At 60.2% G+C, this 24513-nt stretch carries 30 protein-coding genes and 6 pseudogenes; 19 read left to right on the top strand and 17 right to left on the bottom strand.

Translation table 11 applies throughout. The features are described from left to right. Window positions 1–105: 105 nt before the first annotated feature. On the bottom strand, window positions 106–621 hold the full coding sequence (locus CT676_RS37645; RefSeq protein ID WP_135216700.1) for a hypothetical protein: 516 nt from the start codon (window positions 619–621) through the stop codon (window positions 106–108). 72 nt (window positions 622–693) lie between these two features. Next, complete coding sequence (locus CT676_RS37640) at window positions 694–2097, bottom strand: TAXI family TRAP transporter solute-binding subunit (protein ID WP_135216699.1); 1404 nt, start codon at window positions 2095–2097, stop codon at window positions 694–696. A 222-nt stretch (window positions 2098–2319) separates the two neighbouring features. On the opposite strand from CT676_RS37640, the gene CT676_RS37630 reads away from it, so the two are divergent. Next, entirely contained in the window at window positions 2320–2661 is a 342-nt protein-coding gene (locus tag CT676_RS37630; protein WP_135216697.1) for a DUF1236 domain-containing protein, read from the top strand. A gap of 93 nt (window positions 2662–2754) precedes the next feature. Further along, the gene (locus tag CT676_RS37625) at window positions 2755–3159 is read left to right on the top strand and encodes a hypothetical protein (protein ID WP_135216696.1); all 405 of its coding nucleotides are present in this window, start codon (window positions 2755–2757) and stop codon (window positions 3157–3159) included. Window positions 3160–3232: 73 nt separating this feature from the next. On the opposite strand, the gene CT676_RS37620 is transcribed toward CT676_RS37625, so the two are convergent. Then, entirely contained in the window at window positions 3233–3658 is a 426-nt protein-coding gene (locus CT676_RS37620; RefSeq protein ID WP_343287563.1) for a hypothetical protein, read from the bottom strand. A gap of 283 nt (window positions 3659–3941) precedes the next feature. Between CT676_RS37620 and CT676_RS45615 the strand changes: the two are divergent. The 4 genes and pseudogenes from CT676_RS45615 (at window position 3942) to CT676_RS37600 (ending at window position 5979) form a co-directional block, all read left to right on the top strand. Continuing rightward, window positions 3942–4140 (top strand): annotated as a pseudogene (locus CT676_RS45615) (hypothetical protein). 15 nt (window positions 4141–4155) lie between these two features. After that, window positions 4156–4554, top strand: a pseudogene (locus CT676_RS37610) (hypothetical protein). Window positions 4555–4653: 99 nt separating this feature from the next. Beyond that, a complete protein-coding gene (locus CT676_RS37605) occupies window positions 4654–4863 on the top strand; it encodes a hypothetical protein (protein WP_135216695.1) in 210 nt (69 codons plus the stop codon). Between the two features lie 132 nt (window positions 4864–4995). Then, a pseudogene (locus CT676_RS37600) lies at window positions 4996–5979 on the top strand (glycosyltransferase family 4 protein). A 595-nt stretch (window positions 5980–6574) separates the two neighbouring features. Here the strand turns inward: CT676_RS37600 and CT676_RS37595 are convergent. Further along, window positions 6575–6802 (bottom strand): hypothetical protein, encoded by a 228-nt coding sequence (locus CT676_RS37595; protein WP_135216694.1) that lies wholly within the window; start codon window positions 6800–6802, stop codon window positions 6575–6577. A gap of 230 nt (window positions 6803–7032) precedes the next feature. Between CT676_RS37595 and CT676_RS37590 the strand changes: the two genes are divergently transcribed. After that, window positions 7033–8136 (top strand): DUF1236 domain-containing protein, encoded by a 1104-nt coding sequence (locus CT676_RS37590; protein WP_135216693.1) that lies wholly within the window; start codon window positions 7033–7035, stop codon window positions 8134–8136. A gap of 24 nt (window positions 8137–8160) precedes the next feature. Then, window positions 8161–8478, top strand: a complete 318-nt coding sequence (locus tag CT676_RS37585) for a hypothetical protein (protein ID WP_135216692.1) — start codon at window positions 8161–8163, stop codon at window positions 8476–8478. 405 nt (window positions 8479–8883) lie between these two features. On the opposite strand, the gene CT676_RS37580 is transcribed toward CT676_RS37585, so the two are convergent. Continuing rightward, window positions 8884–9180, bottom strand: coding sequence for an inorganic diphosphatase (locus tag CT676_RS37580; protein ID WP_244623412.1), 297 nt, complete (start codon window positions 9178–9180; stop codon window positions 8884–8886). Window positions 9181–9192: 12 nt separating this feature from the next. Here CT676_RS37580 and CT676_RS37575 point away from each other — a divergent pair, with 12 nt between their 5' ends. Next, window positions 9193–9609 (top strand): hypothetical protein, encoded by a 417-nt coding sequence (locus tag CT676_RS37575; protein WP_167768295.1) that lies wholly within the window; start codon window positions 9193–9195, stop codon window positions 9607–9609. 370 nt (window positions 9610–9979) lie between these two features. Here CT676_RS37575 and CT676_RS37570 read toward each other — a convergent pair whose 3' ends face one another. From CT676_RS37570 to CT676_RS37560, 3 genes are all read right to left on the bottom strand, one after another. After that, entirely contained in the window at window positions 9980–10348 is a 369-nt protein-coding gene (locus CT676_RS37570) for a hypothetical protein (protein WP_135216690.1), read from the bottom strand. Window positions 10349–10428: 80 nt separating this feature from the next. Beyond that, window positions 10429–10692 (bottom strand): hypothetical protein, encoded by a 264-nt coding sequence (locus tag CT676_RS37565; protein ID WP_135216689.1) that lies wholly within the window; start codon window positions 10690–10692, stop codon window positions 10429–10431. Window positions 10693–10732: 40 nt separating this feature from the next. Continuing rightward, complete coding sequence (locus tag CT676_RS37560) at window positions 10733–10963, bottom strand: hypothetical protein (protein WP_135216688.1); 231 nt, start codon at window positions 10961–10963, stop codon at window positions 10733–10735. Window positions 10964–11146: 183 nt separating this feature from the next. Here CT676_RS37560 and CT676_RS37555 point away from each other — a divergent pair, with 183 nt between their 5' ends. Beyond that, a complete protein-coding gene (locus tag CT676_RS37555; RefSeq protein ID WP_244623410.1) occupies window positions 11147–11335 on the top strand; it encodes a hypothetical protein in 189 nt (62 codons plus the stop codon). A gap of 507 nt (window positions 11336–11842) precedes the next feature. Here the strand turns inward: CT676_RS37555 and CT676_RS37550 are convergent. Beyond that, window positions 11843–12103 carry a helix-turn-helix domain-containing protein gene (locus CT676_RS37550; protein ID WP_135216687.1) on the bottom strand — a complete coding sequence of 87 codons (261 nt, stop codon included), beginning with the start codon at window positions 12101–12103 and terminating at the stop codon, window positions 11843–11845. A 171-nt stretch (window positions 12104–12274) separates the two neighbouring features. Between CT676_RS37550 and CT676_RS37545 the strand changes: the two genes are divergently transcribed. The 3 genes from CT676_RS37545 (at window position 12275) to CT676_RS37530 (ending at window position 14402) form a co-directional block, all read left to right on the top strand. After that, window positions 12275–12466, top strand: coding sequence for a hypothetical protein (locus CT676_RS37545; RefSeq protein ID WP_135216686.1), 192 nt, complete (start codon window positions 12275–12277; stop codon window positions 12464–12466). A gap of 119 nt (window positions 12467–12585) precedes the next feature. Next, window positions 12586–12876 (top strand): hypothetical protein, encoded by a 291-nt coding sequence (locus CT676_RS37540; RefSeq protein ID WP_135216685.1) that lies wholly within the window; start codon window positions 12586–12588, stop codon window positions 12874–12876. 1277 nt (window positions 12877–14153) lie between these two features. Then, the gene (locus CT676_RS37530) at window positions 14154–14402 is read left to right on the top strand and encodes a hypothetical protein (RefSeq protein ID WP_135216684.1); all 249 of its coding nucleotides are present in this window, start codon (window positions 14154–14156) and stop codon (window positions 14400–14402) included. 343 nt (window positions 14403–14745) lie between these two features. On the opposite strand, the pseudogene CT676_RS45610 reads toward CT676_RS37530, so the two are convergent. From CT676_RS45610 to CT676_RS37510, 5 genes and pseudogenes are all read right to left on the bottom strand, one after another. Further along, window positions 14746–14924, bottom strand: a pseudogene (locus CT676_RS45610) (NUDIX domain-containing protein); the annotation flags it as partial. Window positions 14925–14940: 16 nt separating this feature from the next. Beyond that, window positions 14941–15312 carry a hypothetical protein gene (locus tag CT676_RS37520; protein ID WP_193560933.1) on the bottom strand — a complete coding sequence of 124 codons (372 nt, stop codon included), beginning with the start codon at window positions 15310–15312 and terminating at the stop codon, window positions 14941–14943. Then, window positions 15309–15500 (bottom strand): hypothetical protein, encoded by a 192-nt coding sequence (locus CT676_RS46330; RefSeq protein WP_193560932.1) that lies wholly within the window; start codon window positions 15498–15500, stop codon window positions 15309–15311. The genes CT676_RS37520 and CT676_RS46330 overlap by 4 nt, the downstream gene beginning before the upstream one ends. 55 nt (window positions 15501–15555) lie before the next feature. Beyond that, window positions 15556–15933 carry a cupin domain-containing protein gene (locus CT676_RS37515; RefSeq protein WP_135216683.1) on the bottom strand — a complete coding sequence of 126 codons (378 nt, stop codon included), beginning with the start codon at window positions 15931–15933 and terminating at the stop codon, window positions 15556–15558. Window positions 15934–16722: 789 nt separating this feature from the next. Then, complete coding sequence (locus CT676_RS37510; protein WP_244623408.1) at window positions 16723–17460, bottom strand: hypothetical protein; 738 nt, start codon at window positions 17458–17460, stop codon at window positions 16723–16725. Window positions 17461–17687: 227 nt separating this feature from the next. Between CT676_RS37510 and CT676_RS37505 the strand changes: the two genes are divergently transcribed. From CT676_RS37505 to CT676_RS46325, 3 genes are all read left to right on the top strand, one after another. Further along, entirely contained in the window at window positions 17688–18143 is a 456-nt protein-coding gene (locus tag CT676_RS37505; protein ID WP_135216705.1) for a low affinity iron permease family protein, read from the top strand. A 2-nt stretch (window positions 18144–18145) separates the two neighbouring features. After that, window positions 18146–18706 carry a DUF1003 domain-containing protein gene (locus CT676_RS37500; RefSeq protein ID WP_167768297.1) on the top strand — a complete coding sequence of 187 codons (561 nt, stop codon included), beginning with the start codon at window positions 18146–18148 and terminating at the stop codon, window positions 18704–18706. 732 nt (window positions 18707–19438) lie between these two features. Next, window positions 19439–19732, top strand: a complete 294-nt coding sequence (locus tag CT676_RS46325; protein ID WP_167768296.1) for a hypothetical protein — start codon at window positions 19439–19441, stop codon at window positions 19730–19732. Window positions 19733–19789: 57 nt separating this feature from the next. On the opposite strand, the pseudogene CT676_RS37485 reads toward CT676_RS46325, so the two are convergent. Next, window positions 19790–20104, bottom strand: a pseudogene (locus tag CT676_RS37485) (divalent metal cation transporter); the annotation flags it as partial. A gap of 277 nt (window positions 20105–20381) precedes the next feature. On the opposite strand from CT676_RS37485, the gene CT676_RS37480 reads away from it, so the two are divergent. Both CT676_RS37480 and CT676_RS37475 read left to right on the top strand, forming a co-directional pair. After that, window positions 20382–20732, top strand: a complete 351-nt coding sequence (locus tag CT676_RS37480; RefSeq protein WP_135216680.1) for a hypothetical protein — start codon at window positions 20382–20384, stop codon at window positions 20730–20732. 92 nt (window positions 20733–20824) lie between these two features. Further along, a complete protein-coding gene (locus CT676_RS37475) occupies window positions 20825–21064 on the top strand; it encodes a hypothetical protein (RefSeq protein WP_135216679.1) in 240 nt (79 codons plus the stop codon). 235 nt (window positions 21065–21299) lie between these two features. On the opposite strand, the gene CT676_RS37470 is transcribed toward CT676_RS37475, so the two are convergent. Together CT676_RS37470 and CT676_RS37465 are read right to left on the bottom strand one after the other, a co-directional pair. Beyond that, the gene (locus CT676_RS37470) at window positions 21300–22088 is read right to left on the bottom strand and encodes a DUF1365 domain-containing protein (RefSeq protein ID WP_135216678.1); all 789 of its coding nucleotides are present in this window, start codon (window positions 22086–22088) and stop codon (window positions 21300–21302) included. A gap of 4 nt (window positions 22089–22092) precedes the next feature. Continuing rightward, the gene (locus tag CT676_RS37465) at window positions 22093–23406 is read right to left on the bottom strand and encodes an FAD-dependent oxidoreductase (RefSeq protein WP_135216677.1); all 1314 of its coding nucleotides are present in this window, start codon (window positions 23404–23406) and stop codon (window positions 22093–22095) included. A 236-nt stretch (window positions 23407–23642) separates the two neighbouring features. Here CT676_RS37465 and CT676_RS37460 point away from each other — a divergent pair. Beyond that, window positions 23643–24448 (top strand): annotated as a pseudogene (locus CT676_RS37460) (DUF1295 domain-containing protein). Window positions 24449–24513 lie beyond the last annotated feature (65 nt).

Here is a 24513-nt window from a genome sequence, read left to right as displayed (position 1 = left end):
CCGAAGATTTCACGTCTGTTCTTATCTGTTTGCGGCGACTTGACCCCACGCGCTTGCGGGGCCCTTCGCGTGCCTCGGCACCGGAGGACAACGGTGAGGCGCCGCCTACTTGAACCGGCTCGCGCCGGCAGAACGGAATTGGGATTGCAGTCTCGACTTCAGATTCCCAATCCGCTCCAGAGCTTCAGAGAGCATCCGGCGAGACGTCCGCCATGCCGCGGTGGACTCCAGATAATCCATCATTCGTCGCCAGTATCCGTAACCCCAGGCGAAGAGAGGGATCGACAGCAGTTTCTTCTTGTTCAGCTGAAAAAGTCTTTCGACGACGGTCAGCTTCAGGACTTCCGCGGCAATGAAGACGATCGCTCCCGGGAGAAAATGGCCGGTACCGAGCAGATAGGCACTGAGGGGCTTGGCTGGCTCCAATATGACGACGGGCACCGCAAATAGGGCGAAGGACTGATAGGGCCCCAACGACGTTACCCAACGCCGAACCCGTTCCAGCAGCCTCTTTTTGCTGAGCCATGCGGTGATCGGTTCCGTGACCGCCGAGAACAGCGCATCGACGGTAAAATAGACGGTAGCGATAGCGAAGATCGGTGTATTCCAGACGCGCGCCATTTGATCCTCCGACCTGAGAAGGCAAGGCTCACGAAGCCAAGACGTTCCACGAGGCAGTCCCGCGGGGGGCGCCTACCGGCGAGAGGCAAGGGTTGGACCCGGAGATTTTGCTTGATCGGCGGGGCCGCTCTGCAGCGCCGCTCGCCGTTCGGCGACGGCATGATCGAACAGTTCAAGGACCAGTCCGAACGCGGCCAGGTCATCTTGTTCGATCGCTCCATCATCGTAGCACTTCAGGGTTTCGCCGATGATCGCGTCGACTTCCTGTTGCGATGTCAGAAGGTCCTGTTCGGACCCGGCATCGCGAAGCTCCGAGACCACGGCGAGAATCCGGTTGCGATGGCTGGTGGTGTCGTCCCGCTCGTCCCGGTTCAGATAGCGACGCAGCCAGGCGGCGGCCGAACCGATCCCGGAAAGAAGAAGCAAGGCGAACCAGAAGTAGTCGTCGTACTTGTCCAGAAAGGTCCGCTCGGTCCCGTTGATGACCGCTGCGGCGCCCCGGTGCACGGAGGGCTCGGCCTCCTTCTCCGTCTCGGGCTTCGTGATGTGCGCAGCGCCGGCGACACGTTGCGTGATCGTGTCGCGGACAGCGAAAAGCTGCCGGTAGAAGGCCGCCGCCTTGGCTTCTGAAAGTTTTTTTCTGGCCAGGATGAGATGGTTGACGCTGATGGTGTCGACCTTGTCCTCCGGCCAGGCCGGTTTCGCGTTGAAGACACTGCCCGGAATTTCCTCGGCTTCGTAGCGGGCGTTCTTCAGAGCGATCGCCTCGGATGCTTCGAGCGGAAGAAACTTCGGAGCTCCGCGCGATCGCGAAGTCGCGGCGATCGCGGCGGCAGTGATCTTGCTGTCGAGCGGACCGACGGCGAGATAGGCATCGAGGGTGGCGTCTTGCGCAAGTTTTTCGATTTCTTCGGTCCCGAATTGGACCGTCGCTACCTTGTCCGGCTCCACTCCGGAGCCCACCAGAATGGTCCGTAGCAGCGCGAGGTTGGCTCCGGTCCGTCCTATGATGCCAACCTTGCGACCCGCCAGATCGGCGATCTCTCCGATCCTGCCGGTGGCCTTCTTCTTGGAGTCTTTGCCCGGTCGCCCGGAGGGCGACCACAGGACGACGTAGTTCTTGCGCAGGACGGCCAGTGTCTGCGCGTCGGCAGGCATGCCAAGGTCGCCGCGACCGATTGCCAGGTCGGCTTTGCCAGCGCCCAGCAGAGCCATGGATTCGGCCGCTCCTTCCGTCGTGATCGGGGAGAGCCTGACCATCCTGCTTTCTTCTCCGAAAGCCTCGGCCATCGCTTGGACCACCTGATGATCGTCGCTGCCTGCGGGTCCGACGGCGATCCGGAGGGTCTCGGGCTGCAAGACGTAGAAGAGCGCGGCCGCAGCGGCGCCGAAAACAACAAATCCCAAAGCCAGCACGATCAATAGCCGTCGTTGGCGTCGATCGTGAGCACTCCTGACTGGATCCGAAGGTGACATCAGCAGACCCTACGTGAACGAACGCCTGCTTGGGAGCTACAAGTGCGCCGCCGATAACTTGGGCGAACCAGTGTCTGGCCGGAATGTTCCGTCGCGCGAGAACGAGTTCGCGAAGGACCCGGATTCGACTGCGAAAGAATACTTCTTCGGGCGCCGATGGGGGAACCTTGCCATCATTCGAAGGTTCTCGACGCTGCCGCATATGGCGGCGAGGAGAAAAACATGAACAAGCTTCTACTGACCGCGATGGCGGCGATGATCTCGACCGGCGCGATGGCGCAGTCCACGGTGGTCACCACCACAGGCACCGGCCATGCCGCTGCCGTTCAGATCGAGCCCGAATACCGCACCAAGATCCGTACCTACGTCACCGAACACAACATCCGTCCGATACAGAGCCGCGAGAAGATCGTCGTCGGTTCACCGGTGCCGCGCGATGTCGAGCTCGAGGCAGTGCCCGCGGAATGGGGCCCCTCGCTCACCAAGTACCGCTACGTCTACTCGGGCGAACGCGTGATGCTGGTCGACCCGTCGACGCGCACCGTGGTCCAGGAAGTGGATTAAGCGAATCGGGGCGCGTCGCCTGAAAGCGGCCCGCCCCGCTCAACGTCCGGCACCAGCCGCAAAAGCGATCCTTCATTCCGAGAACGACGGTCCATGCCGATCATCCGATATTTCGTATTCGTAGGCGGGCTTCTGCTGACGCTGCTCTTTGCCGCGGAACGGTACCTGCCGGCCCCGACCGAGCGCGAAGGCGCGACCGATCCCGACAGGACGACCATCCGGATCAGCTCGGCGAGAAGTCTTCCGGAGAAGATCGTCTTCGACACGCGTCCGCGCGCCGACGCCCCGAAGGTCGTGCAGGCCGAGCAGATGCCCGACGAACCGCAGCAGCCGCTGCGGGAGGCGATGGCCGCCCTCCCTGCGGCGCCTCCTTCCGAGATCAAGAAGCAGACCCAGTCCCGGGCGGAGCCGCGCCCGCATGTCAAGCGACTGACGAGAAGAACTCCCGAACGTCGGCTGGCCTTCGAACGGCACGACCCGTTCTTCGGCGACTGGTGAGCCGAAGGCCGGCCCCAATGAAAAGGCCGCGCCTTCGGGTGCGCGGCCTTGGTTGCGTTCGGATGGACTGATCTCACCAGTGGTGGTGGCGATGCCAGCGGCGCCGCACGACCGGATAGGATCCGCGGTAAAAGGCGTAGGCGGGACGCACAGCGCGGCGATAACGGTAGCCGTAGGATACGGGCGCCGTGTAGTAGGTCGTGGTGTAGCCGCCGCCCCAGCGATAGGGTTCGTCGTAGCCATAGTCGTAGGCGTAAGGACCGCCATAATAGCCGGCTCCATAGTAGCCGGGGCCGCCGTAGTAGCCGTAGCCGGGTCCCCAGCCGTACGCCGAGGAGGCAAGCCCGCCGATCACGGCGCCCGCAACCAGGCCGCCGGCAATACCCGGTCCCCAGCCGCCCCAGCCACCTCGCCAGTGAGCTTCGGCAGGAGACGTCGTGGCCACCGAGGCCAGACCAAGGGCGCCGACCATCAGCGCCGACATTGCAATCTTCTTCATCGGGGCTCCTTTCACATTGCGCATGCCCCGCCGATAACGGGACAAATAGGCAATGGTTGCTGCTGACCCCCGGCGGCGAGGGGCGGAGCTCGGCGCCGGGGCAGCGTCGCTCGAAGCTTCGAGCTTGAGACACAACCCTTCCCCGCGCAGAGGAGTTCGGTCCGGACTGCTGCGGCGCGAGAAGAGTTGCGCAAAGAGGCATGTGAAGTGGCGGCGTTAACAATGTTAAATTCGCCAACTGAATTTTTTGCGTTAGGCTCCGCCTCTCGCCTTTGGGGGTTCCATGTTCGATCCGGCCACGACTGCGCTCCTGCGCGCAGTACTTGACGAGGTCTGCGAAGACCTCGCATTTCGAAACCGGCGCTCGCACTCACGTCGCTTCAAGGATTTTGGAAGCTGCCGCCAACGGCAACATGGCGCCGGAAAGCTTGAAGCAGGTCGGTCGCGAGGCGCTTCACGACGCGCCGACGATGTATCGATAAACGGGGGACGGGGGCGTGAACTTCCAGGTCACGGTACTCAAGATCCTGGTGAGTTATCCCGATGGATTCGCCGCCATGGCGGACCTCAACCGCGACATGGCAATCCTGGCCACCAGCGGCCGCGACTGGGCCGAGCGGACCAGGCGCCTGGCCGCACGCGCGCCAGATCTCGACCTCTTCTAGCAGGCGCTAGTCGAGCGTCTGAACGGCGGATGGCGGATCACCGAGAAAGGCCGAACCGTGCTCGGCTTCATGGAGAACAGGTCTTCCGGTCCGCAAACGGAGCGGGATGTTCCCGTCGAGCACCTGTCGGCCGCAGAGCGCGCGCTCAGAACTCTCGCCTCCACAAGGGCTGGCCGAAGCCAACGCCTGCAGCGCCGTTGGGCGGCGCGGGCGCGGGCGAAGGCGTCTTGACCTGACTCCTCCTCTCTTCGTCCAGGATCGGGAAAAACCGGAAACTTTCCGAAGCGCGTCGAGTTGGCAGCGAATGAATGCGGTGGCCGGAGCGCGAAGATGGTCGACGAAGTCGTGTTGAAGATAGCCGCGGAGACCGCATGGACGATGTACCGCTCAAGGCACCCCGACGTCGATTCACAGGATGACCGGCGCTGCCTGCTGGAGCGCCACCTGCAAAGGAGATGGGAAGAGCGACGGAGCGATTCCGAAGAACTCGCCAGCTTCGGGATAGCCTACCTGGACCGGCTTTCCCGCGACGAATGCTGAGGGTCATGAAGATGCTCGTCGCGCGGATGGCCCGGGGAAGCACCAGGCCCAGTTGGACACTGCTTGCGATATCTTCGCTCGCTTCCGCCGCCATCGTGATGGTCCTGCGCTGCGCTTTCGGGGCCTAGACCGATGCGGATCGCCCAACTTGCTCCGTTAGCCGAGAGCGTCCCTCCGAAACTTTATGGCGGTACGGAGCGCGTGATCGCCTGGCTCGTCGACGAACTGGTCGAGCTCGGACACGACGTCACCCTGTTCGCGAGCGGCGATTCGAAGACGAAGGGAAAGCTCCACCCTGTCTGGCCGCGCGCGCTACGGCTGGGCGGAGAGGAGCGGATCCGAACGCCGCCTGCGCGCTGCTGATCGAAGCCATCGCCGAGCGCGCGGCCGACTTCGACTGGATCCACTCCCATGTCGACAGGTTGCCCCTTCCGGTGCTGAGCCGGACCGGCGTTCCTTTCCTTACGACGATGCACGGCCGGCTGGACCTTCCCGGTCTGTCCGACGTGATCGGGGCTTTCCCGAACGCGGCCTTCGTCTCGATCTCGGACAACCAGCGTCGGCCGCTTCCGGATGCGAACTGGATCGTGAACATCCAGCACGGTTTGCCCAAGGACCTGTTTCGGCCCTCTTACGAAGGTCATGCGCATCGCGCGTGCTGCCGGGATGCCGCTGCGGATCGCCGCCAAGATACCTCGCGCGGAGACAGCCTACTTCAAGAAGAAGCTCGAACCGAACATCGATGGCGAAGCGGTCCAACTTGTCGGCTAGGTGGACGAAGTCAGGAAGCAGCCGTTCCTCGCCGGGGCCGCCGCGTTGCTGTTTCCGATCAATTGGCCGGAGCCTTTCGGGCTCGTCATGATCGAAGCGATGGCGTGCGGGACGCCCGTGATCGCCTACCGCTCGGGCTCGGTGCCCGAAGTGATTGAAGACGGCGTTACCGGCTTCATCGTCGACAACGAGGAGCAGGCGATCAGGGCGGTGAACGCACTGGGCCGGCTGGACAGAAGAGTCATCCGCACCCGGTTCGAGGAGCGCTTTACATCAAGCCGGATGGCGAAGGATTATGAAGCCCGGTATCGCGAGCTGGTCGCTCGCGTGAGAGGCCCGTCCTGAGGCCGCCGACGTGGAACGGCTTCGGAGCCTGGTCGTTGAGACGCCGAATGACGAGGCGCGCATGAAATCCATCTTCTCAACGACGGCGGCTTTTGTTCTTCTTGCGACGACGGCGTTGGCAGAAGAAGCGCCTGTCCCGCTGCCGAAAATCCCGCAGGCGGGCGATTCATGAAGCAAGCTGAGGACTGTTCGAAACAGTTTGGCCACATTTCACGCAGGCTTGCCTCCGCTCCGAAGGCAAGGCGGTCGCTGCCGTTCGCCTGGTGACGACCGAACGTCGGTGGCGATTCCAAATCCTTGATCTCCGTGCGATGGAGCCTTTCGAAACAGACAGAAGTGATTGCTCGCGGAGAGAAGGGCCCCTCGGGGCCCCTTTTTTGCGTGGCGGCACCGACAAAAAGAGAAACGAAAACGGCCCGTCCGGTTGCTGGACGAGCCGTTCGCGTGAACGTCTATTCGCTTAGTGCATCTGAGCCAAGAAATAGCCGACGCCGCCGACAACGAGAAAGGCGGGAACGGCCCACAAAATCAATACGGGCATTTTCTCCTCCAAACTCTTTTCGAACGTTTCCGACAGGCCCACAGGGCCCGGGCCTTACTTTTCGGTGCAGACCTTGGTGGTCTTCACGGCGGACTCAGCTTCAGTCTTGGTCTTGTAGACGCCGTCGCCCACCACGGTGGTGGTGGTCGTCGTCGGCTTGGTGTCGACAACGGTGCACTTCTTGGTCGTCGCGTCGCGGACGACGTAGAATTCGGCGGCGCTGGCGGCCTGCGTGCCGAGGGCGAAAGCGGCGAGGGCGCCGCACACGATCAGCTTCTTCATGATGTGCTTCCTCCAATGGATCGTAAGTAGTCACTGCCAACGACGGATTCAGTTGTAAGTTCCACTTATTCCCGAAGGCCTGCCGTAGCGCGCTGCTGCGGTGTCGCAGCAACCTTCCTGTCGCCGGAACATATCGTCCGCGCACGTGCAATTCTGATTGCCGAGTTTTCCCGATCAGGAACTCAGTCCACCATCGCGTGTTAACGGCGACCGCATTAAGGAGGTCTCAGATGAACAAGCGTTTATTTTTGGCTACGACCGCTGCAGTCGCCATTGCGACTTCGGCATTTGCGCAGTCGTCTCCCAACACTTCGAGCTCGAATTCGCCGACCGCGCAACGACCGAAGGATTCCAATTCCACGACGACGCCGTCGTCCTCGCCCACTACACCGTCGTCCAACTCGTCCGGGCAGGCCAGCAATCCTTCGACGAACTCCGCCCAGACGCAGCAGCCTTCCTCGACCGGTCAGAACACTGCGAACCAGCCGTCCAATTCCGGGACCGGGCCCAACACCACGCAGGCGCCGACCTCCGGCAACTCGACCAATCAGGCCCAGACCAGCCAGCCTTCCAACCAGACCGCTCCCTCGAACCAGGCGCAGACCAATTCGCCCTCGACGGGCCAGACCCAGAGCGCGAATCCGCCGGCCTCGACCGGCAATCAGGCGCAGTCTCCGACCGGCAGCAACTCGACCAACACGGCCCAGCAGCCGAACAACCAGCAGAACACGGCCGATCGCTCGTCGAACACCAACGTGAACGCGTCGGTGAACATCAACGATCAGCAGCGGACGCGGATCAGCACGTCGATTTCGCACGTGAACGTGCAGCCTCTCAACAACGTGAACTTCTCGCTCTCGGTTGGTACGGTGGTGCCGCGGGACGTCCGCCTGCAGCCGCTGCCGGCGGAGGTGGTCGAGATCGTGCCCCAGTATCAAGGCTACAACTTCGTTCTGGTGAAAGACGAGATCGTCATCGTGGAGCCTTCCAGCTACAAGATCGTCGCCGTGATGCCGTACTCGGGCCGCTCAACGGCGGCAGCGCCGGTGCGCTCCGAGCAGCGCAAGGTCACCTTCAGCGATCGTGACCGCGAGGTGATCCGCAAGCACGCCAAGGCCCGTCCCGTCGAACGCGAACGGCAAACGACCGGCAGTACGGTGCGAACAGAGATCCGCCGAGGCGAGCGAGTGCCGGACGGCGTGGAGATCGATGCTTTCCCGGACGAGGTCTATCGCGAGGCGCCGAGTCTGCGGGAGTACCGATACATTCACCGGGATAGCCGGACCTACATCGTCGAACCGCAGGAACGTCGTGTCATCGAAGAGATCGACTGATCTCGCCAAGGAAGGAGAACGCTCATGAAGACAATTGCACTTGGAGCTTTCGCGGCGGCCTTATTGGCGTCGGCTGCCTCCGCCGCTCCGCTCAATCCGACCGCGGTCGGTTCACCCGAGTTATCGGGCATCGATCAGGTCCGGCTCGTTTGCAACGAGTACGGCCGCTGCTTCCGGACCCGCGGTCCCCGCTACGTCCAGCGCTATTACGGTGACGACGACGGCTACGTCGTGCGCCGGAGCTACGGCTACTACGGCGGACCAGGATACGACGATCGCGGCTACGGCTACTACGGCGGCGGCCCGAGCATCGGCTTCAGCTTCGGCACCGGGCGCTGGTGACCCAATGAAAGGGCCGCTCTCCGAGCGGCCCTTTTGATATCGACGTCGCGGTGATCGGATGTCCGCTCTTGCCAGATTGCTAGGACAGAAAGAGCAACTGCTGGCTCGGCTTGAAGCCGGACCCGGCCCGAACGAGCGTGCCGAAATCCTTGGCGAGGCAACCGACGGCGGGTGAACGGATCGGCCTTCTCGGCGATGACGCGGACCCGCTGAGCAAGACCTCGGTAGAACTCCTGCTCCATGACGCACCCCCACAACATCACTGCCGGAAGTTGAGTACCCTAACGGCCGGTCAATTCGCTTTCCTGCGTAGTTTCCAGCGTTTTGATCGAACAGGGATCGAGGACTTCCCCTAGCGTTCTCTCGCCTTGGGTAGGGATGCCGTGTGCAGTAAGACCGGGCCGACTAGCGGGCCAGACGCTTGATGGTCTTCGCCGCACGGTTCGGACCGTGCCACCCGAGAAATTTCAGTTCCTTGTTTTCCAGCGCATTCGTCGCCCGAAAGAACTGCTCAAGGTCGTCGCGCGCATGGGAGGGGAGATTACGGATATCCTTGAGATCCGTTTCGAGCGGTGACCGGTCTGGTACCGCAAAAACCCGGTGTTTCGTTCCTTCTTGCCCTTGCTCCTTTGTTCGACTTCGAGAATGCCGACCGGACGACAGCGCAGCACGACGCCCGGATAGGTCTGCGCGTCGCCGCATCGAGTACCCCCAGTGTTTAACGTGAACCGATCAACCGGACTATGCGCTCTTTTGTTTTGCAGCGGCCTCCTAACTTCGCAAGCAGAAGCTTTCGATTTGAACGGAGCTTGGGCGACGGGCACCGACCAGTGCAAACAAGTCTTTGTCAAGAAGGGCGATAAAATCAGCTTTGCTCAATTTTCCGAAGAATTCGGCGGCGGCTTTATCGCAGATGGAAATGACGTCAGAAGCAAAACCGTCCGATGCACCATCATGTCGAGGAAAGAGACAGGCAACACTATCGATTTTCGCGCCGCGTGTGCCTCGGAAATCATGGCGACAAGCGTTAATCTGCGTCTGACAATCCTCGATCCCGACAGCGTATCCCGCATTTTCCCGGATCCGGCTTTTGCAGGAATGGAGCTTACCTTTAACCGTTGCTCGATGTAATTGCTCTCTCAACTGGGGATTGGTCCCCATCGCTTACGAGCCTTGGCGCAGTCGCTGTCGTAGGTCGAGGTCAAGTTGATGTAGTGCGTTAGCATCGCCTATGCGCTGGCGCGGCTTGCCCGGCGTCCTGTAGCCCTGCGCTGGCGGCGCGCGTCCTAATGGCCTTGCCGCTGGCGTCTGCTCTTCGCCTGTCTCGTCGTGTGACGTGCCTCGACGCTGGCGTGTCCGTCGTTGGGGTGCGCCTGCCTGCCGTCCTTTAATTGCCGCCCCGGCTGCGCTAGCTTCCAGCCGCAGGAGACCTCCCATGATAATGATCCGCAGTCTCATTATCGTCACCGCGCTGGGTTTGTGCGGCACGTCTGTCAGTGCATTAACCATGCAGGAGTGCAGAGACAAGTACAAAGCCGCCATCGCAACCAACACGCACGTTGGCACTTGGCCTACGTTCCAAGAAACAAAATGCGGTATCAACACCAAGGAAACTACGCCACCGCTTGCCGCGCCCAAGCCTCAACCAGTACAACGACACTAAGGCGAGCATGTCTGCTTCGTTCGCGGTGATGACGTGATGCGCGACGAAACCCTTTCCTTCAAAAAAGGTGGGCTGCGCCGATGGCGTGATGCCGCGCCTGTCCGCGCCGTGATGATGGTAACTCCCTGCCTGTGACGATGGGAGCTCCCTGTCGCCTGTGAAGCTGAGCTCCCTGTCGCGTGTCCGCGCCGTGACGATGGTGCGCACTGTATGCCGTCGTCGTTGGGCCGCGATGCTGACGTGATCCGCGAGCGCTGGCGATGGTGACGCGGTCGTGGTCGCCGACCCTATTTCGGAAGGCATTCCACATTAAAGGCAATGATGATCTGCGCTGGGTCAGCCTTACCGATGCTCTTCAAGTCTTCTAAATCGCTTCTTACCTTGGCTCCCGCCCCCTTTAAGCTGCCCTCGAGTTTTGACTTGGCCACGTTACATCGCTCTTCATTCGAGAACTCCTGAAACACCGCGGTTGGGCCGAGCCTCCATTCCGCCCTGTCGTTTGTAGCCGCCGGACTAACTGAGTAGGAGAAGACGTACATCAAAATCCACATCGGTAAGCTCCCTTAGTAATGCCCACAGCAACGGCCTCGGTTATTCCGTTGACTTGATTGCGGCCGAGCACGCGGGCGACAATTCGGTCATCTTCTCCTTGAGGCAGCTTACGACGCGCTGGCGACCGGGACGAAGCCCTTTGCACAGTAGTTCCAAGTCGCTTTTGCACTCTCGTGCAATCTTAACGGGGTCGGTCAAACGGTTCTTGGCGAGTGCATCTTGACCAGACAACGCGATTGCAATGCCGAACAAGAGGCTGAGCCGGTTCATCTCTAACTCTCCTTCTACAAACCTGTTCACGTGCCTGAGCCCGAGGGCACAACGCTGACCTAGATCAAAACATTGATGGTGGTGACGTTCTTCTGAACGGAGAGGGCTGCCGGGTGAATGTCCGGCTAGGCTTGTTCTTAATTCCGGGATTTTGATCTATTTCGCCAAATGCGTGAGGTGCAGATGTCAGACAATCCCATGGACGTGATCGAAGCCGCCATTCGCTCCGCCTTCACCAGTTACCCAAAGGAAGACGACCCGGATTGGAGAAGTCCGCATTGGATCAAGCCCGAAGAGTGCGCGCACTTGGCACAGGGCATACTGCTGGAATTGCAGGCAAAGGGATTTGAAATCGTGAAGAGGCACAGCTGATAGATCGGCGGCGGCCAGCGCGATTGATCGTTTGATATGGCCGAAGATCAGGGCGGCGGTTTGTCGCGGCGGTTTGTCGCTGCCGTCCTCCCGACGCTTCAGCGAAGGAGCCAGTTTGTCAGCGGCCGTCGTGAAGTAGGATGGCGTGTCGCGTGATGCTAGCCAAAAACTCGTCAGGCTGGCGATGCGCGTCCAACGCTGGTGATGGTGATGGCGCGATGGGTACCCCTCATCGGTCGCAAGGTACTGTGGAGGGCGCGAGTTTGTGCGGGGACCGCCGAACCGCGTCGTATGAATACATTTACAAATCATCATACCGCTCTAAATTATGTGCCATCCGGTACACAAATGCGGCGTTTCCAAGGGGCAGAAGCAGACATCAAACTGCGAATGCTTGATGCCCGCTTGAACCGCGTGAGCGGACGTTTTCCGCCAAGTCCGTCAGCTCCGAAGAGGGCCGAAAGCCGAATTCGCTGAAGAAATCGGCAACAACTGGAAGCGGTGGTCCTATACGCCTTGCTGCGCGAGTTCAGCGCGACGTTGAATTATAAGTCGTTTGTTGTTTGGTCCGATGAACCGCAGCACCCTCTCGTCTTGAAGACTTGAAAAGGCCCGTGATACCGTCTCAAGTTTCAATCCAAGATAGTCTGCGATATCGCGGCGGCCCATCAGCAAAACCAAAACATGCGGATGCGCCTGTCGCTCATCCATTTCAAGCACGAAAGCCGCTACTTTCTCGAGCGCGGTCTTGCGACCCAAGAGAAGCATGTGGTTCTCAGCGTGTTCAAGCCGTTTTGTAAGTAGGCGGAGCAAGGCAGTTTTCCGCCTTCTTGATTTTCGAATGCATCAAGAAGGTTGCGCTGCTTCAGGAAACGGATCCTTGTCTCTGCAACGGCTTCGGCAGAGAAGCGATTTTTGGCACTGCTAAGTAACATCGCGTTGATCAATCTCTTCAAGATCCATAAGGGCGAGGTGCTTTCGTCATCGAGCAAGCAGGAAGAGCTTTTCGCTCGACTGCTGCCCGAGCAGGTGGAGCTTGGGGAAAAGCAGTCCACCACCTTGGATTGGCTATTGAAGCGTACTGCCGACGGGTCAAAGGAAAGCCAACCACGCGACGTCATTCTATTTTGAACAAGGTCTGCGAAGTTCAGAACTAGCGCCTAGAGCAGGGTGGAGATGAGCCTGCGGGAGATCTGCTATTTGATCGGGCATCATTCAAAGAGGCACTTCCGGCTTTGTCTGAGTACCGGGTGTCCCGGGTTTTGTTTGCGGAGTATGCTGAACTTCGTCCGTACATCGAGGCGCTTCGCGAAGATAAAACCGAGCAGAACTTGGATTCGCTCGCGTTGAAATGGAAATTGAGTGAAGCGGAGGCGCTGACGGTCGCTCGGAAGCTGCGCGATATTGGATTCTTTGAGGAGCGAACCGCGTCGAGCGGAGACATCACCTACTGGGTGCCATTCGTCTACCGACCTTACTTGCAGATGTCTCAAGGCAAAGTGGATCAGATATCATCGCCGGAACTACCTGGCTTGATGTAGGGGCAACAATGCGAGCGGGCCTGTACAGATCGCGGACAAAACGGCGGGGCGGACGATGTGCCCTTACGACTTTCCTACCGAGTGACCCGAACGTCGCCGTAGTCTTCTGCCGTCGGACGAGCCCCCAAACCCGCCGCCACCATAAGGCGAGCCAATCGGGGAGGGCAACTAGTCTTTTGAGGTCTCCATCCAGCCGTTTCGTTGGCCATGCCGCTCGGGGGCATCGTGGGTGGTCGATGACGGGGCTGGGATAGGTCTAAGCTGGACGCCTTGCGCAAGCAGTTCTCGAAGAGGGCTAAGGTCTAGCCGTAAAATCCTGCCAGAAAACGGACAGCAAAGAACGCGCTAGCGGCGACGGCAACTGTCGCACCGATCGCAAGCATCACCCTCAAGCTTTCGTCCATGGTACCTCGCATACAGGACGGCCCCCGCGGGGGCAACACGGAGGCCGCTGTTGAGGCACCTCAGGCCGGGGAAACCTGAAGCAAGAGAGAAATCTCGGGCCCGCAGGATGGTTCCTTGCCATCGACGGCGAAATGGGAATCCGCGCTCGGCGTTAGGGTATCTTGATACGCAAGGCCGCGAGGCCCGCAGGCGTGATCCGGTACGTCCCTGCCGTGCTCCCACGCTCAATCCAGCTCTTCGACAGCATGTTTACGATGGTGCGCTGACCGGTGGGCTCAAGAGCTCTCAGTGTTAGCTCGCGACCCGTCCGCAGTTTCTGCAATGCATCTCGCTCCGAGCTGGTCGGCAGGTGGCTGGCGCGGGCTGGCATCTATTTCTTGGTCTTCAGTCTGATCTCGGTGGGATAGAGCGGCATTTCATTGATGCCGGGCTTACGCGGCTTCTTATCGTCTGTAGTCATCGTCCGCTAGATTCTTCTTTAATCGAGTGCTCTTGTATAACGCGAGCCGCCCGAGCGCTCCAACATGGCCTCCCACGCTTTCGCGGCGGCTAGATCAGCCTCAAACCGCTCAAAGATCGGAAGGTAGACTTCGCCGCCTTGTGGCGCACGCCGCATGGCAATGGCAAGCCGACGAGGCACCATTCCAACCTCGCAACGGTGATTGGTTCGTCGGCCGCTGGCGGGCTTCGGTGCATTGTTCGCTTGGCCATGTGCCTCCCGTGCTGATCGTGGAGCGCAGGGGTGGCTCGCCTCATCACGGGGCGGGCTGCTGCTTTCCCAGGCAGCCTCTCACTTAGTCACACGGAACCGTGATTTCGATTGTCCCTTTTGAGTAGGGCGCGCTAAGCGTGTCCCAACAGGGGGGCGTCACATGTCAGACAAGGCCCGCGAGTTTATCGATTTCTGGGTTGAGAACAGCATCCACGCTGTCGAGCAGTACCAGACTGCGGGCGCGTCGCAGGATGTGGCGGAACTCACGCGGCGTCTCATCGAGGTTGCCAAGGGGCAGGGCATTTCAGAGGCCGACCTGCGGGCCGCGATTGGCGACATCGCCGCCTATATCGAAGAGCTTCTGAGGGCGGTCAACAGGGCTGAAAGCGAGCGACGTCAGCCTATGTAGGCTCTGTCCAACCTGCGGACATCGCCGGGCTCTAGGTTGAGTTCTTCGAACAATCTCGGAAACGACCGCGCCTGGTACCAGCGTCTCCTCGACAATCCGGGCCTTGTCGTCCTGGGAGAACCAACGACGTCGTCCCGTCTCCGTGATCACTTCCAGCCGGCGCGCCGTTACATCCGACTTAAGCGTATGGTCAAACATAGACACAAACCGATCCCTTCAACGAGATCGTGAAACTCGCCCATCCCATCTGCCCCGAAAAGGTGGGAGCGGAACGACGCTTACAGTCATCCTCGGTTGCCCAGACATGCACGGTTTTGCCGTCTCCCCGCGGCCCGTGACTCGTTTCCTCCCCGAACTCCCGTTGCTGCCGCTTCTAATGGCTCTTCCCCGAATGCGATCAGGCCCTTCGGGATACTCCAGGCGCCGAGATCCATTTTTCTTCCAGACAGGCCCGCCCGTGTGCCCAAGAAGCACTTCGATGATGCCCCCTCTGCGCCGGAAGAGCAGGATTCCGGCAAGGATACTGCGTGGTGCTCATCTATCGCACGAACGCTTCCCGCGGGCGCGCGCCGGCTTTGCCTTTCGCTGTGGCCCGCTTACGTTTCGCGAGATGCGCAATCAGCTTGGGCAAAGGCATTGCCTTTAATACACGATCTGCGGGCACGCCGCCCTTGCGGGCCATTTCGATGCCCCACTGCATATGGTCAAGTTCGCGGATAGAGTGCGCATCCGGATTAATGCTGAAGATGCAGCCGTAATCGAGCGCCTTCTGATGCCAGCGCCAGTCGAGATCGAGCCGCCAGGGATGCGCGTTGATCTCAACGGCGATGCCGTATTTTGCGCAGGCCTTGAGAATCCCTGTCGATGTCGATCTCATGTCCGGCCGGCGCTGCAACTGGCGGCCGGTCATATGCCGATGATTGTTGTGTGCGGGTTCCTGATCGCGGCAAGAATGCGCTCCGTCTGTTCCCTTTTTGGCCGCTTGAAGCAGCTGTGAACGCTTGCGACGACGAAATCGAAATCTTCAAGAACCGAATGCGAATAATCGAGCGAGCCGTCCGCGAGAACATCCCGCAGTGACTGGTAGCGTTTGAGCAAGCAAGTACGATCGTACGGACCATCGGAATTACCCTCAGTTGATGGCGGCTCAGCCTTACTTCGACGGTGTGTCGTAGAGCGGCTTGCCCTTGTCGACGATGTGGACTGTCGGCAGCTTGATCGCCTTGTCGCCAACGACTTTGTAAGCCCCGTGTGGCGTGTCTCGGACGTTCAAACCAACAGTGCCAGTCGGGATCGGCATCTGCTTTCCATCAGGCAACTCAATAGTGCCACCTTCCAGGAAGTAATACGACTCGTCGCCATGATGAATGTGGCGCATCGAGACATCGCCCGGCTTTAGCTCGCTAATGCTCGTGATGATCTCCATGTTCGTCCCAGTCAGGTCGCCTCGCTTCAGCTCTTTGCGAAACGTCGAGTCCTTAGCTGCTGTAGCCAGCATCGCAGTCAAAGCGATTCCGAGCACCACCTTCATTGCAATCCTCCCTGCGTTAATCGATCTTTGAAATAGATTCGCTTGGAAATAGATTCGCTTGCAAAGCGGCAGCATCGTTCAGTTTGAAGACGCCAACAAGGTCGTCCCTTGGCGTCTACAATCTTGCAGCGCATCAATTTCCCCGGTGAAACTTCGGTCGCTACCAGCACTCCAAAACGCTACAGCTACCCAGCAGCCCAAGACGAGCCCCGACGATGCGTTCGAGTTAGCTGCGGGGTCCGAGACACTGGAGCCAACCCGAAACGCACCAGAGACTCGGAGAACGTTGGGCGTTCCAACAACCCATGATGCACAAGAGAAAAGGCAGGCCGTTTGACAAAAGATTGACACCGCAGACACAGAGGTCGTACTCCGTTGAAACGACTCTGCAATTTTACTTCCCGAACAAGTACAAGCACTCCCGCGGGGACTGCCGGATCTTGCGGAAGACACGCACGAACTGACGATTGCTCATTACAATCTGTACAACATCCGTCTTGCGACAGCAAAGCCAGAGCTAAGGCCGCGCTGAGCGTTGCCTCAGCCGCTTGGCGGCCGGAAATCCCGGCCACGCTGAGCTCGATTTCGAAGCAAGCCGCCGGCGGTCTGAGTGCATTCATCGCCAAACAAAAGTTTACAGGGTTTGCAGGCCGGAAGCATGCTCTTGTTGGCGCCGCACGGGAAGCTCGCCGCGGAGTTTACCTTTTACCTCAACAGGAGGATCAGGATGATGAGCGGGATCGGGATTCCAAGTAGCCACAAAAGAATGGGCATGGTCTTTCCTTTCAGCTAGCGACGAAGTTTCCAGGTGCCGTCGCGAAGGCCGCCGCCTTCGGTGGCTGCAAGACTTGCGCAGAATGCGCCGAGCAATAGCGAGGCCGTAATCCAGAAGGCGAGGGCACCCGTAGCCTTGCGCGCGGCGTCCGCGTCCGCCTTCACCTGAGTAACCACATCATTGACCCGCTTCTCCGCGTCCGCCTGTCTGAGGCCGGTTCGCGCGGCCACGACCTTTGCCGGGTACTCACGATCCGGACCTTTGAGGTCGCCGCCGTTGCGGAAGCTGCGGGTGAACAGGCGCGTCACCTCACTGCGCGTGTCGGCGGGATTTGCGTTCTGGCCCTGTGCCGCGGGGTCGCCGCGCAAAAGCGTGTCGACATACCCGTCCATCGGACGCGCGGACTGGGCGGCGCCTGATGCTACGCCTTGGCTGGCGCCTGTCACAGCGCTGCTGACAAAGCTCGTCGCCGGGGTGGCCAAAAGCGCAGCGCCAAGGACGGACGCAAGCGCCCAGGCGACAAAACCATGGGCCGTATCCCGAAAGTAGACTTCGTCACGCTCGACGCCGTCCCAGCCCGACCTCAGCCGGCCCGCGATATAACCCCCGAGCGACGAGGAAATCATGGCGATGACGATTAGATAAAGCCCGGTCGTGATCTTGAAGGTCGTTGCCGATATGCCGGACTCCGCCCACGTCGAGACGACGCTAAGGCCAAGCCCCGTCCCGAACGCGATGAGGACGAGCGTCATCGCGCAGGCGACGACGGCGCCCGCAACGATTGAAGGCCAGGAAACGCCTGACAGAGACGATGCCCGTGAGTCGCCAGGCGCCACTACGACTGTATCGATCATTTTATCCCCTTGAATGGGATGGCGCAATTTTTCCCCATCTGTCGGGGCAATGAGCAGATAAGGCCAAGGTTCCTGTGTGATGGAACCTTGACGCCCGGCGCCGGTTAAGAAGGTGGCTGATGAGTATGACCGGCAAGGACAAGGGCGAGCCTTCGGGCGTATCGAAATTCTTCGGCGATCTCGCCAACAAGACATCGCTTGCGGCGGGGAGGGCGTCGACCTTCATCCTTGCCGCAGGGATTGTGATTGTCTGGGCCATCAGCGGCCCGATCTTTGGCTTCTCTGATACTTGGCAGCTCGTTATCAACACGGGGACGACCATCGTCACGTTCCTGATGGTCTTTCTCATTCAGAATTCTCAGAACCGCGACAGCGCCGCGATCCAGGTCAAGCTTGATGAGCTGATCCGCGTCAGCGAGGCCAGGAATTCTCTTGTCGGCATCGAACACCTGACGGATGACGAGCTGGAAGACATTCGCTCGAGATGCGAGGCGAGGGCGGCCGCGGAAAAGGTCGGTGACGAAGCCGTTGACAAAGCGGGCAAAGCGGCGCGGCGCGCGGCAGACCGGATCTCCGGGTAATGATGTCGGCCGGGACAGACAAGAGCGGAACGCCGGCGGAAAATATCGACGCCATACTGCGCCTCGAAAAGGAGGAAGAGAAGGATCTCGCCGTTCACCACCGGCTTTTTCACTGGATCGGCTGGTTTGTCGGCACGACACAGTTCATCGTGCTGCAGTTCGTAGTTGTGGCCGCCTGGATGGCATTCAACGTCTGGCTCCCGCACCACGCGATCGACGAATACCCATTTCCGCTTCTTGCACTGATCCTCGCGCTCGAAGCGGTCCTCCTTACGTCCTGCGTGCTGATCCGGCAGGGCACCATCGACCGCAGCCTTGAGCGCCGCGACCATCTCGAACTTCAGATCAATCTCCTTGCGGAACGCGAGGCGACAAGATCGCTGCGCATATTGCAGCGAATCGCGAAACGGCTCGAATGCGACGATGACGACGATTGCGCGCCGGACGAGCTTGCCCGCGAGACGTCGGTCGATGAGATCGCCAAGGATCTGAGGGAGCGGGAGAAGGATAAGGAGAAGCCGGAGTCACCGGATGGCGATCGCTTCGCAAATACACTCCGCTAGATTTCAACGGTGGCAAGACTGCCGCCGCCATGCCACCCGGGTCGGGGAAATACATACCTGAGCACAGTGATATCCGATGGCAAGCGAACCCTCTTTGTTATCAGGGGGACAATAACGAGCGAGAGGCGAAAGTAACGAGTGAGAAGCAGGAGACCACCTCAGTTGGCGGCCCCTTTCGCGCCTACGATTGCAAGGCGTTGGTTGCCCCGTTCAAAATCAAGCCGAACCTCGGCGCCGCGATTACCGCAACCCCGGCAGACGAACCGCGGCTCGAGATCGGAGAGCCTTACACAGTCAGGCCAGCGGTCGGCGTCGAGCAATGTGATGGCCGCAATGGCGCAATAGATCAGCACGCCGCGAACGCCCTCTCCCGCATCTCGCCGAAGGTGATCTTGCGCGGTCGACCGTCGGCCTGCGTAGACGTGTGGCGTCTGGCTGGGCGAGGCATGCCTCGATCAAAGCGGCATCGCATGCACCTTGCAAATTATCGAGTCCTATCGGCGGACGAGCGTGAGCCACCGCGGGTCGTGGGTGTGGAAAAGCTAAGCAGCGTCGATCACTCAGAGAGCGCGAGCAGTGGCGCCGCCTATGTCGGAAGGCATACAGACCCGATCGCGGAATCTTCCTAGACTTTAGCCCCCCATTACCGCCAACAAACGGCCCCGGCAACTCAGTCTTTGCTGGGGCCGTTTTTCCGCTGGTGCCGATCAGCCGACATACGTCCCCCCTCTCGTGCAGCTCGAGCCAGCCCTTCTCAACCGCATGCTTGATGCCGGCGCCGAACTCCGACCCGGCGGCCTTGAGCGTATAGAGAAACGGAGCATTGAGCTTTTCGATGTGAATGCGACCGTCCTGGATAGCTTCAATGGTCTTTGCGAGCTCGGCCAGTTTGCGGGCAGTGGCGTCAGGAGCGGCAAGGGCGCGTTCGGTGCGGTGAGTTTCATGCAGATCGACTACCAGATTCTTCGTCCGAAGGCCGAACTGCTTCACCCACACTTGTGGTTCTGGCCGTGCATCCTAATGTGATCGCCGGTCATCTCTTCGACGTAGTCGTCTATGGCGTTCATACTTGAAGAAGATCTACGCGATCACCGAAACCGCGCCGAAGACCACGACGTAAAGCGTTCCTGGGCCCCCGATGAAAAGCTGGAGGGCATCGCCCATCGGCCCAAGGTCGACGGCGACGTTGATCGTGTTGGCCACGAAGAGCAGCACGATCATACCAGATGACCGGTGCTGGAAAATTTCGGCAGACGTTTCCGGCGATTGCCGTGGCCCGTAACCCGGCCAATACGTCCCGAGATCTCCTGGATCGCGGCCATCAAGGGATAGGTGATCAGCATCGTCCAGCCTATTCCGCATCCGAGCTGGGCGTCCGCCTCGCTTGTAGGTGCCGATTTCGCCGCCACCTCACAGACCTCTCGCTTGTTTCCCGTCCACGGAACCGTCAACGTTTTCGCCCGCCGAAGGGCCCGGCATTGTCGTTGAGCGCAGGAGGTGCCCTGCGTGACGGCTGGGGCTGTATCCGTACAAGCGAGGCCACCTCCTGGAGCTCCGGCGCAGCAAGATTTCGGGGAGCGATCCACCATCAACGTGGTGGCTTGGAGAGCGGGAGGTCCCTAGGAACTTTCGAAGGTGCAACCCATTGAGCGAACATTCAAGTAGAGGACCGCTCTTGAACCACATCGCAGTTATCTTGATCTTGCTCGTCGGCGGCTCTTCGCTCGCCTTGGCCCAGAGTACAGGTGGATCGAGCAGTGGCGGCTCGGCGGCGAGTGGAACTGCGACCACCGGCTCGAAAGGTTATGCGGGCGGCACCCTATCGACTGGGCATACCATAAGCGGCACTGCGGGCTACTCCAGTCCCAACGTGGGCAACCCGCTCAGCCACGCAGCGACCGGCGACGTGGATGCTTCCTCGGTTAGTCCGGCTCCAACTTCCCACGACAACGCGGTGGACACGCCCGCCGCCGAACGCGCCATAAAGAACCTGGGCAACACCGACATCGGCATTCTCAAGAAGTAATACATGCTGCGCAGCCTGCGTGAGGCCGAGCGTTTTCTTCCCCGGCGATCCTGCGAGGCCGATCGCGGCCCGGCAGGAATATAGGTGGAGGCATGAGCAAGACGGTGCTTGTCTGCGCGGCCCTGACACCGCTCCATTTGTTCGATAATCTCGCCGGGCGGTGCGCCGATTGCGGCTGCGGCGTTCAGTATCGCCCGCGTGCCCCTGCCGACGCGCGCAAGCTGTGCTTTGAATGCGCGCTGCCATCCCTTGAAGAGAACGACACCAAGCTCGTCACCACGCCGCGCATGGTCGAGGACTTCCAGGCCTACATGCAAAAGAAGCGGCACTGATGATCACGGAGGTGCTCGCCCACATCAAAGCGCCGAACTTCACCGCCGGGATCGTGCTGTTCGACGACGTGGTCGAGACGGCACCCCTCGTCCGCTACATGCGACGATCCTCAACCTGCACGGCATCTCCGATTTCGAGGCGCTGCGTTCCGGCCGGTACAATGAGGAGGTGCAGTTCTCTCCTTCGACATGCTGGTGGAGGAGCAGTCTAGTGATTGCCGCGAGGTCCATGATCTTAAATTCCGCGCTGTTTCATCCGCGCCACGTACGGAACACCTTTAAGCCAAAGCCGCAACGCCTCCCAATGGATGGCGGCGATCACCTTGAAGGTGAGAAAGGGCAGACCAAAAAATGCAGCTAAAAGTCGGGCGTCAGTCAGCCGGCGTCGTCTTCCGAAAAACGCGGCCGCAAACATCGCACCCTGCTCGTTCTTCTGCAAGATTCTGACCCTGACATGACGTGCCGGCGGAGAAATGCTGAAGCGGTAATGCATCCTCATCTCCATGAAGGGCGAGACGTAGAACTCCTTGGCCTGGCTTTGCCTTATTGACCGTTTACCGGGCATGTCTTGCACAGGCAGGACGTACAAATGCATCTCTCCGAAGGTGTTGCGCACCTCGTAGATCAACAGCGCGAGGTCGCCCGACGCCGCATAGCAGAAGTAAATCGAAAGCGGGTTGAAGACGTAGCCCAAGAACCGCGGATAGCACAGGAGACGAACACGGCCTCCCGACAGGTCGATGCCGCGCTCGGCTGCCAGCAGCCGCACGTACTGGCTCAGGTTCGCGCCTGTGCGATTCCCATGGTCGCGCTCGTGGAAGCTGAAGATTGCTGCTCGATTGACACCGAACAACCGCGACTGTCGATCGGCGTCGTCCAACCGGTCCAAGTCGATGAGAAGGCTCATCACGTCGTAGGTGAACCTGTGCTGCACTGGCCGCCATCGCGCGTGCATTACCTTCCCCCAGTAAAGCACGACCGGCGCGGCTGCATCCCTCCCTTTGAGCGGCGCTGATCCGAACATCGCACTACTCGGCAGCTTGCGCCGGCAACGAGGTGGGCTGACGCCATGTCGGCGCACTGCCAATTACCTCTGCCACTCGGATTCCGGACCGCAGACCATCCTCGTGGAAGCCGTAGCCGGTCCAAGCCCCACAGAACCATGTTCGGCGACGGCCTTGGATCGCAGGAAGCCGTCTTTGGGCTGCAAACGCAGCCATATCGTAAAGTGGGTGAGCGAAGCACAATTTTTCAAACGTCAGGTCGGCCGCCGGCTCGCGCGGCGGGTTGAGGCTGACAAACAGCGGCTTGCGGTCATCGATGTCTTGCAGCCGGTTCATCCAATACGTCACGGCGACATCGTTCTGGACCGGTGTTTGCCGTGGCCATTGCAGGAAATTCCAGGATGCCCACGCTTGACGTCGCTTGGGCATCAGACCGTGATCGCGGTGCAGATAGACGGCGTTCGGGATGTACTTTATCGCGCTGAGAATGGAACGCTCTTGCGCGTCGGCATCTGATAGCGCCGCCAGGGCCTGATCGCTATGGCAGGCCATCACCACGGCATCGTAACTGTCCGCACCTCCATGACTGTCGCGGATGATCACGCTATGCTCCGTTCGGGTGACGGAAGTCGCCGCACAGCCTAGCCTAATATTGTCCTTGAACATAGCGGTGAGCTTATCGACATAGCGTCGGCTGCCACCCTCGACGGTGCGCCAGCGCGGACGGTCCAAGTGCAGGAGCCTATGATTGTCGAAGAAGGTGACGAAGTTCTCCGCGGGAAATGACAGAATATCCGTCGGCGATGATGACCAGATGGCCGCTCCCATTGGCCCAAGATAGTTGGAGAACAGGCGGGCTCCAAATGATTCCCTTTGCAGATAGTCGCCGAGCGTCAGCTTCTCGAGCCGCCCAGCGCGCAAGTCGGCCACGCTTTGCTTGTTGAATCGCAGGATTTCGGCCAGCATTCGAAAGTATGATGGCGACGCCAGATTGCGCGGTTGAGCGAACAGACCGCAGGCAGATTGCAGAATGCCGTCGCCGCCACCGCGCCATTCAAAGCGGCCGTGATCGACGGAGAGAGCAAAGCTCATGCATGTCTCGACGGTCTTCACCCCCAGCTGCGCGAACAAAGATGTCAACTCGGGGTAGTTCAATTCGTTGAACACGACGAAGCCGACGTCAACGTCAACGGCTTCGCCATCGTAGTCGGCCCGAACGGTATGACTGTGCCCGCCAGGTCGCAGCTCGCGCTCGTACACCGTCACCGCGTAGCGCTTCGACAGGAGCCAGGCGGCGGCGTTGCCTGCAATTCCAGTCCCGATCACCGCCAAGCGCATTTTTGAGCTGCCCCCATTGCAATACTTCCGGCTACAGGCCGTGAGAAACATTCGATTCCGACGTCAAAGCCATCCGCCCGGCTCCGACGGCTCCGTCCGCCTATCGTTTGCGGTCTGTGTATTGGAACGTTCGCCGAGGCGACCTGGATCACCTCGCGCATTCGCAAGCTTTGGACCCCAATCTGAAACCGGTGCATAGAGCCTACGTATCAAGGACATGCAGCTGCGCTGAAGGGATGCTTTTCCTGAATTTTCTGGCCATAGCCGCCATTGCACTGGCTTTTTCCGTGCTGATGGCCATTGCATGGGTCGTCCAGCAGCGCACGGGCAATTCCGGCTGGTGGACGCAATCTGGTCCTATTCGATCGGTTTCGTCGGCGCGGTCGCTGCTCTCTGGCCTCTTGTCGACGGATCGTCGACTCGCCGGGCCCTCGTGGCAGGGCTCGTCCTCTGCTGGTCGGTAAGACTTGGAACGCACATTGCGCACCGCGCCGCCGCAGGCGTCGACGATCCGCGTTATGCGACCTATGCACGTGAATGGGGCCCTGAGGCTCCTCGCCGGATGTTCAATTTCCTGCAGTCGCAGGCGCTGGCTTCCATACCGCTGCCGTTTTCGATCTTTCTCGCCGCGCACGCTCCGTACCCCGGCCTGAGACTGCAGGACTACATCGGAGCAGCCATCATGCTGGCGGCGGTCACAGGCGAGGCGACTGCTGATGAGCAATTGCGGCGTTTCAAGCGCTCACCATCCAACTGCAGCCCCGTTTGCAATACCGGACTTTGGCGATGGTCACGCCACCCGAATTATTTCTTCGAATGGCTCGGATGGTTGGCTTACCCTGTCATTGCGTTGTCGACTCAATATCCTTGGGGCTGGGCCAGCCTCACGGCACCGGCGATCATGTATTGGATCCTCATGAGGGTGACAGGCATACCTCCGATGGAGGAGCAGATGCTCCGATCGCGTGGTGAACGGTATCGCGAATATCAGGCGAGAACCAGCGCATTCTTCCCGTGGCCACCTCGACAGCCGCCGCGATGATCGGTCGCGCGATCCCGCGCGATGCGGTCAGTCGGCGAAGCAGGCTGCACGAGCGAACGAATAGG

Origin of the sequence: Bradyrhizobium sp. MOS001 (assembly GCF_004634465.1) — a bacterium.
GTDB classification, from domain to species: Bacteria; Pseudomonadota; Alphaproteobacteria; order Rhizobiales; family Xanthobacteraceae; genus Bradyrhizobium; species Bradyrhizobium barranii.
This window is presented reverse-complemented; position numbering and strand designations above follow the sequence as displayed.

Bases quoted from the DNA above. Each gene is read 5' to 3' on its own strand.
- CT676_RS37645 (WP_135216700.1), bottom strand. From the start codon at position 621: ATGGCGCGCGTCTGGAATACACCGATCTTCGCTATCGCTACCGTCTAT.
- CT676_RS37640 (WP_135216699.1), bottom strand. From the start codon at position 2,097: ATGTCACCTTCGGATCCAGTCAGGAGTGCTCACGATCGACGCCAACGA.
- CT676_RS37630 (WP_135216697.1), top strand. From the start codon at position 2,320: ATGAACAAGCTTCTACTGACCGCGATGGCGGCGATGATCTCGACCGGC.
- CT676_RS37625 (WP_135216696.1), top strand. From the start codon at position 2,755: ATGCCGATCATCCGATATTTCGTATTCGTAGGCGGGCTTCTGCTGACG.
- CT676_RS37620 (WP_343287563.1), bottom strand. From the start codon at position 3,658: ATGAAGAAGATTGCAATGTCGGCGCTGATGGTCGGCGCCCTTGGTCTG.
- CT676_RS37605 (WP_135216695.1), top strand. From the start codon at position 4,654: ATGGTCGACGAAGTCGTGTTGAAGATAGCCGCGGAGACCGCATGGACG.
- CT676_RS37595 (WP_135216694.1), bottom strand. From the start codon at position 6,802: ATGAAGAAGCTGATCGTGTGCGGCGCCCTCGCCGCTTTCGCCCTCGGC.
- CT676_RS37590 (WP_135216693.1), top strand. From the start codon at position 7,033: ATGAACAAGCGTTTATTTTTGGCTACGACCGCTGCAGTCGCCATTGCG.
- CT676_RS37585 (WP_135216692.1), top strand. From the start codon at position 8,161: ATGAAGACAATTGCACTTGGAGCTTTCGCGGCGGCCTTATTGGCGTCG.
- CT676_RS37580 (WP_244623412.1), bottom strand. From the start codon at position 9,180: ATGCGGCGACGCGCAGACCTATCCGGGCGTCGTGCTGCGCTGTCGTCC.
- CT676_RS37565 (WP_135216689.1), bottom strand. From the start codon at position 10,692: ATGTGGATTTTGATGTACGTCTTCTCCTACTCAGTTAGTCCGGCGGCT.
- CT676_RS37560 (WP_135216688.1), bottom strand. From the start codon at position 10,963: ATGAACCGGCTCAGCCTCTTGTTCGGCATTGCAATCGCGTTGTCTGGT.
- CT676_RS37555 (WP_244623410.1), top strand. From the start codon at position 11,147: ATGTCAGACAATCCCATGGACGTGATCGAAGCCGCCATTCGCTCCGCC.
- CT676_RS37550 (WP_135216687.1), bottom strand. From the start codon at position 12,103: ATGCTTCTCTTGGGTCGCAAGACCGCGCTCGAGAAAGTAGCGGCTTTC.
- CT676_RS37530 (WP_135216684.1), top strand. From the start codon at position 14,154: ATGTCAGACAAGGCCCGCGAGTTTATCGATTTCTGGGTTGAGAACAGC.
- CT676_RS37520 (WP_193560933.1), bottom strand. From the start codon at position 15,312: ATGACCGGCCGCCAGTTGCAGCGCCGGCCGGACATGAGATCGACATCG.
- CT676_RS37515 (WP_135216683.1), bottom strand. From the start codon at position 15,933: ATGAAGGTGGTGCTCGGAATCGCTTTGACTGCGATGCTGGCTACAGCA.
- CT676_RS37510 (WP_244623408.1), bottom strand. From the start codon at position 17,460: ATGACGCTCGTCCTCATCGCGTTCGGGACGGGGCTTGGCCTTAGCGTC.
- CT676_RS37505 (WP_135216705.1), top strand. From the start codon at position 17,688: ATGACCGGCAAGGACAAGGGCGAGCCTTCGGGCGTATCGAAATTCTTC.
- CT676_RS37500 (WP_167768297.1), top strand. From the start codon at position 18,146: ATGTCGGCCGGGACAGACAAGAGCGGAACGCCGGCGGAAAATATCGAC.
- CT676_RS37475 (WP_135216679.1), top strand. From the start codon at position 20,825: ATGAGCAAGACGGTGCTTGTCTGCGCGGCCCTGACACCGCTCCATTTG.
- CT676_RS37470 (WP_135216678.1), bottom strand. From the start codon at position 22,088: ATGTTCGGATCAGCGCCGCTCAAAGGGAGGGATGCAGCCGCGCCGGTC.
- CT676_RS37465 (WP_135216677.1), bottom strand. From the start codon at position 23,406: ATGCGCTTGGCGGTGATCGGGACTGGAATTGCAGGCAACGCCGCCGCC.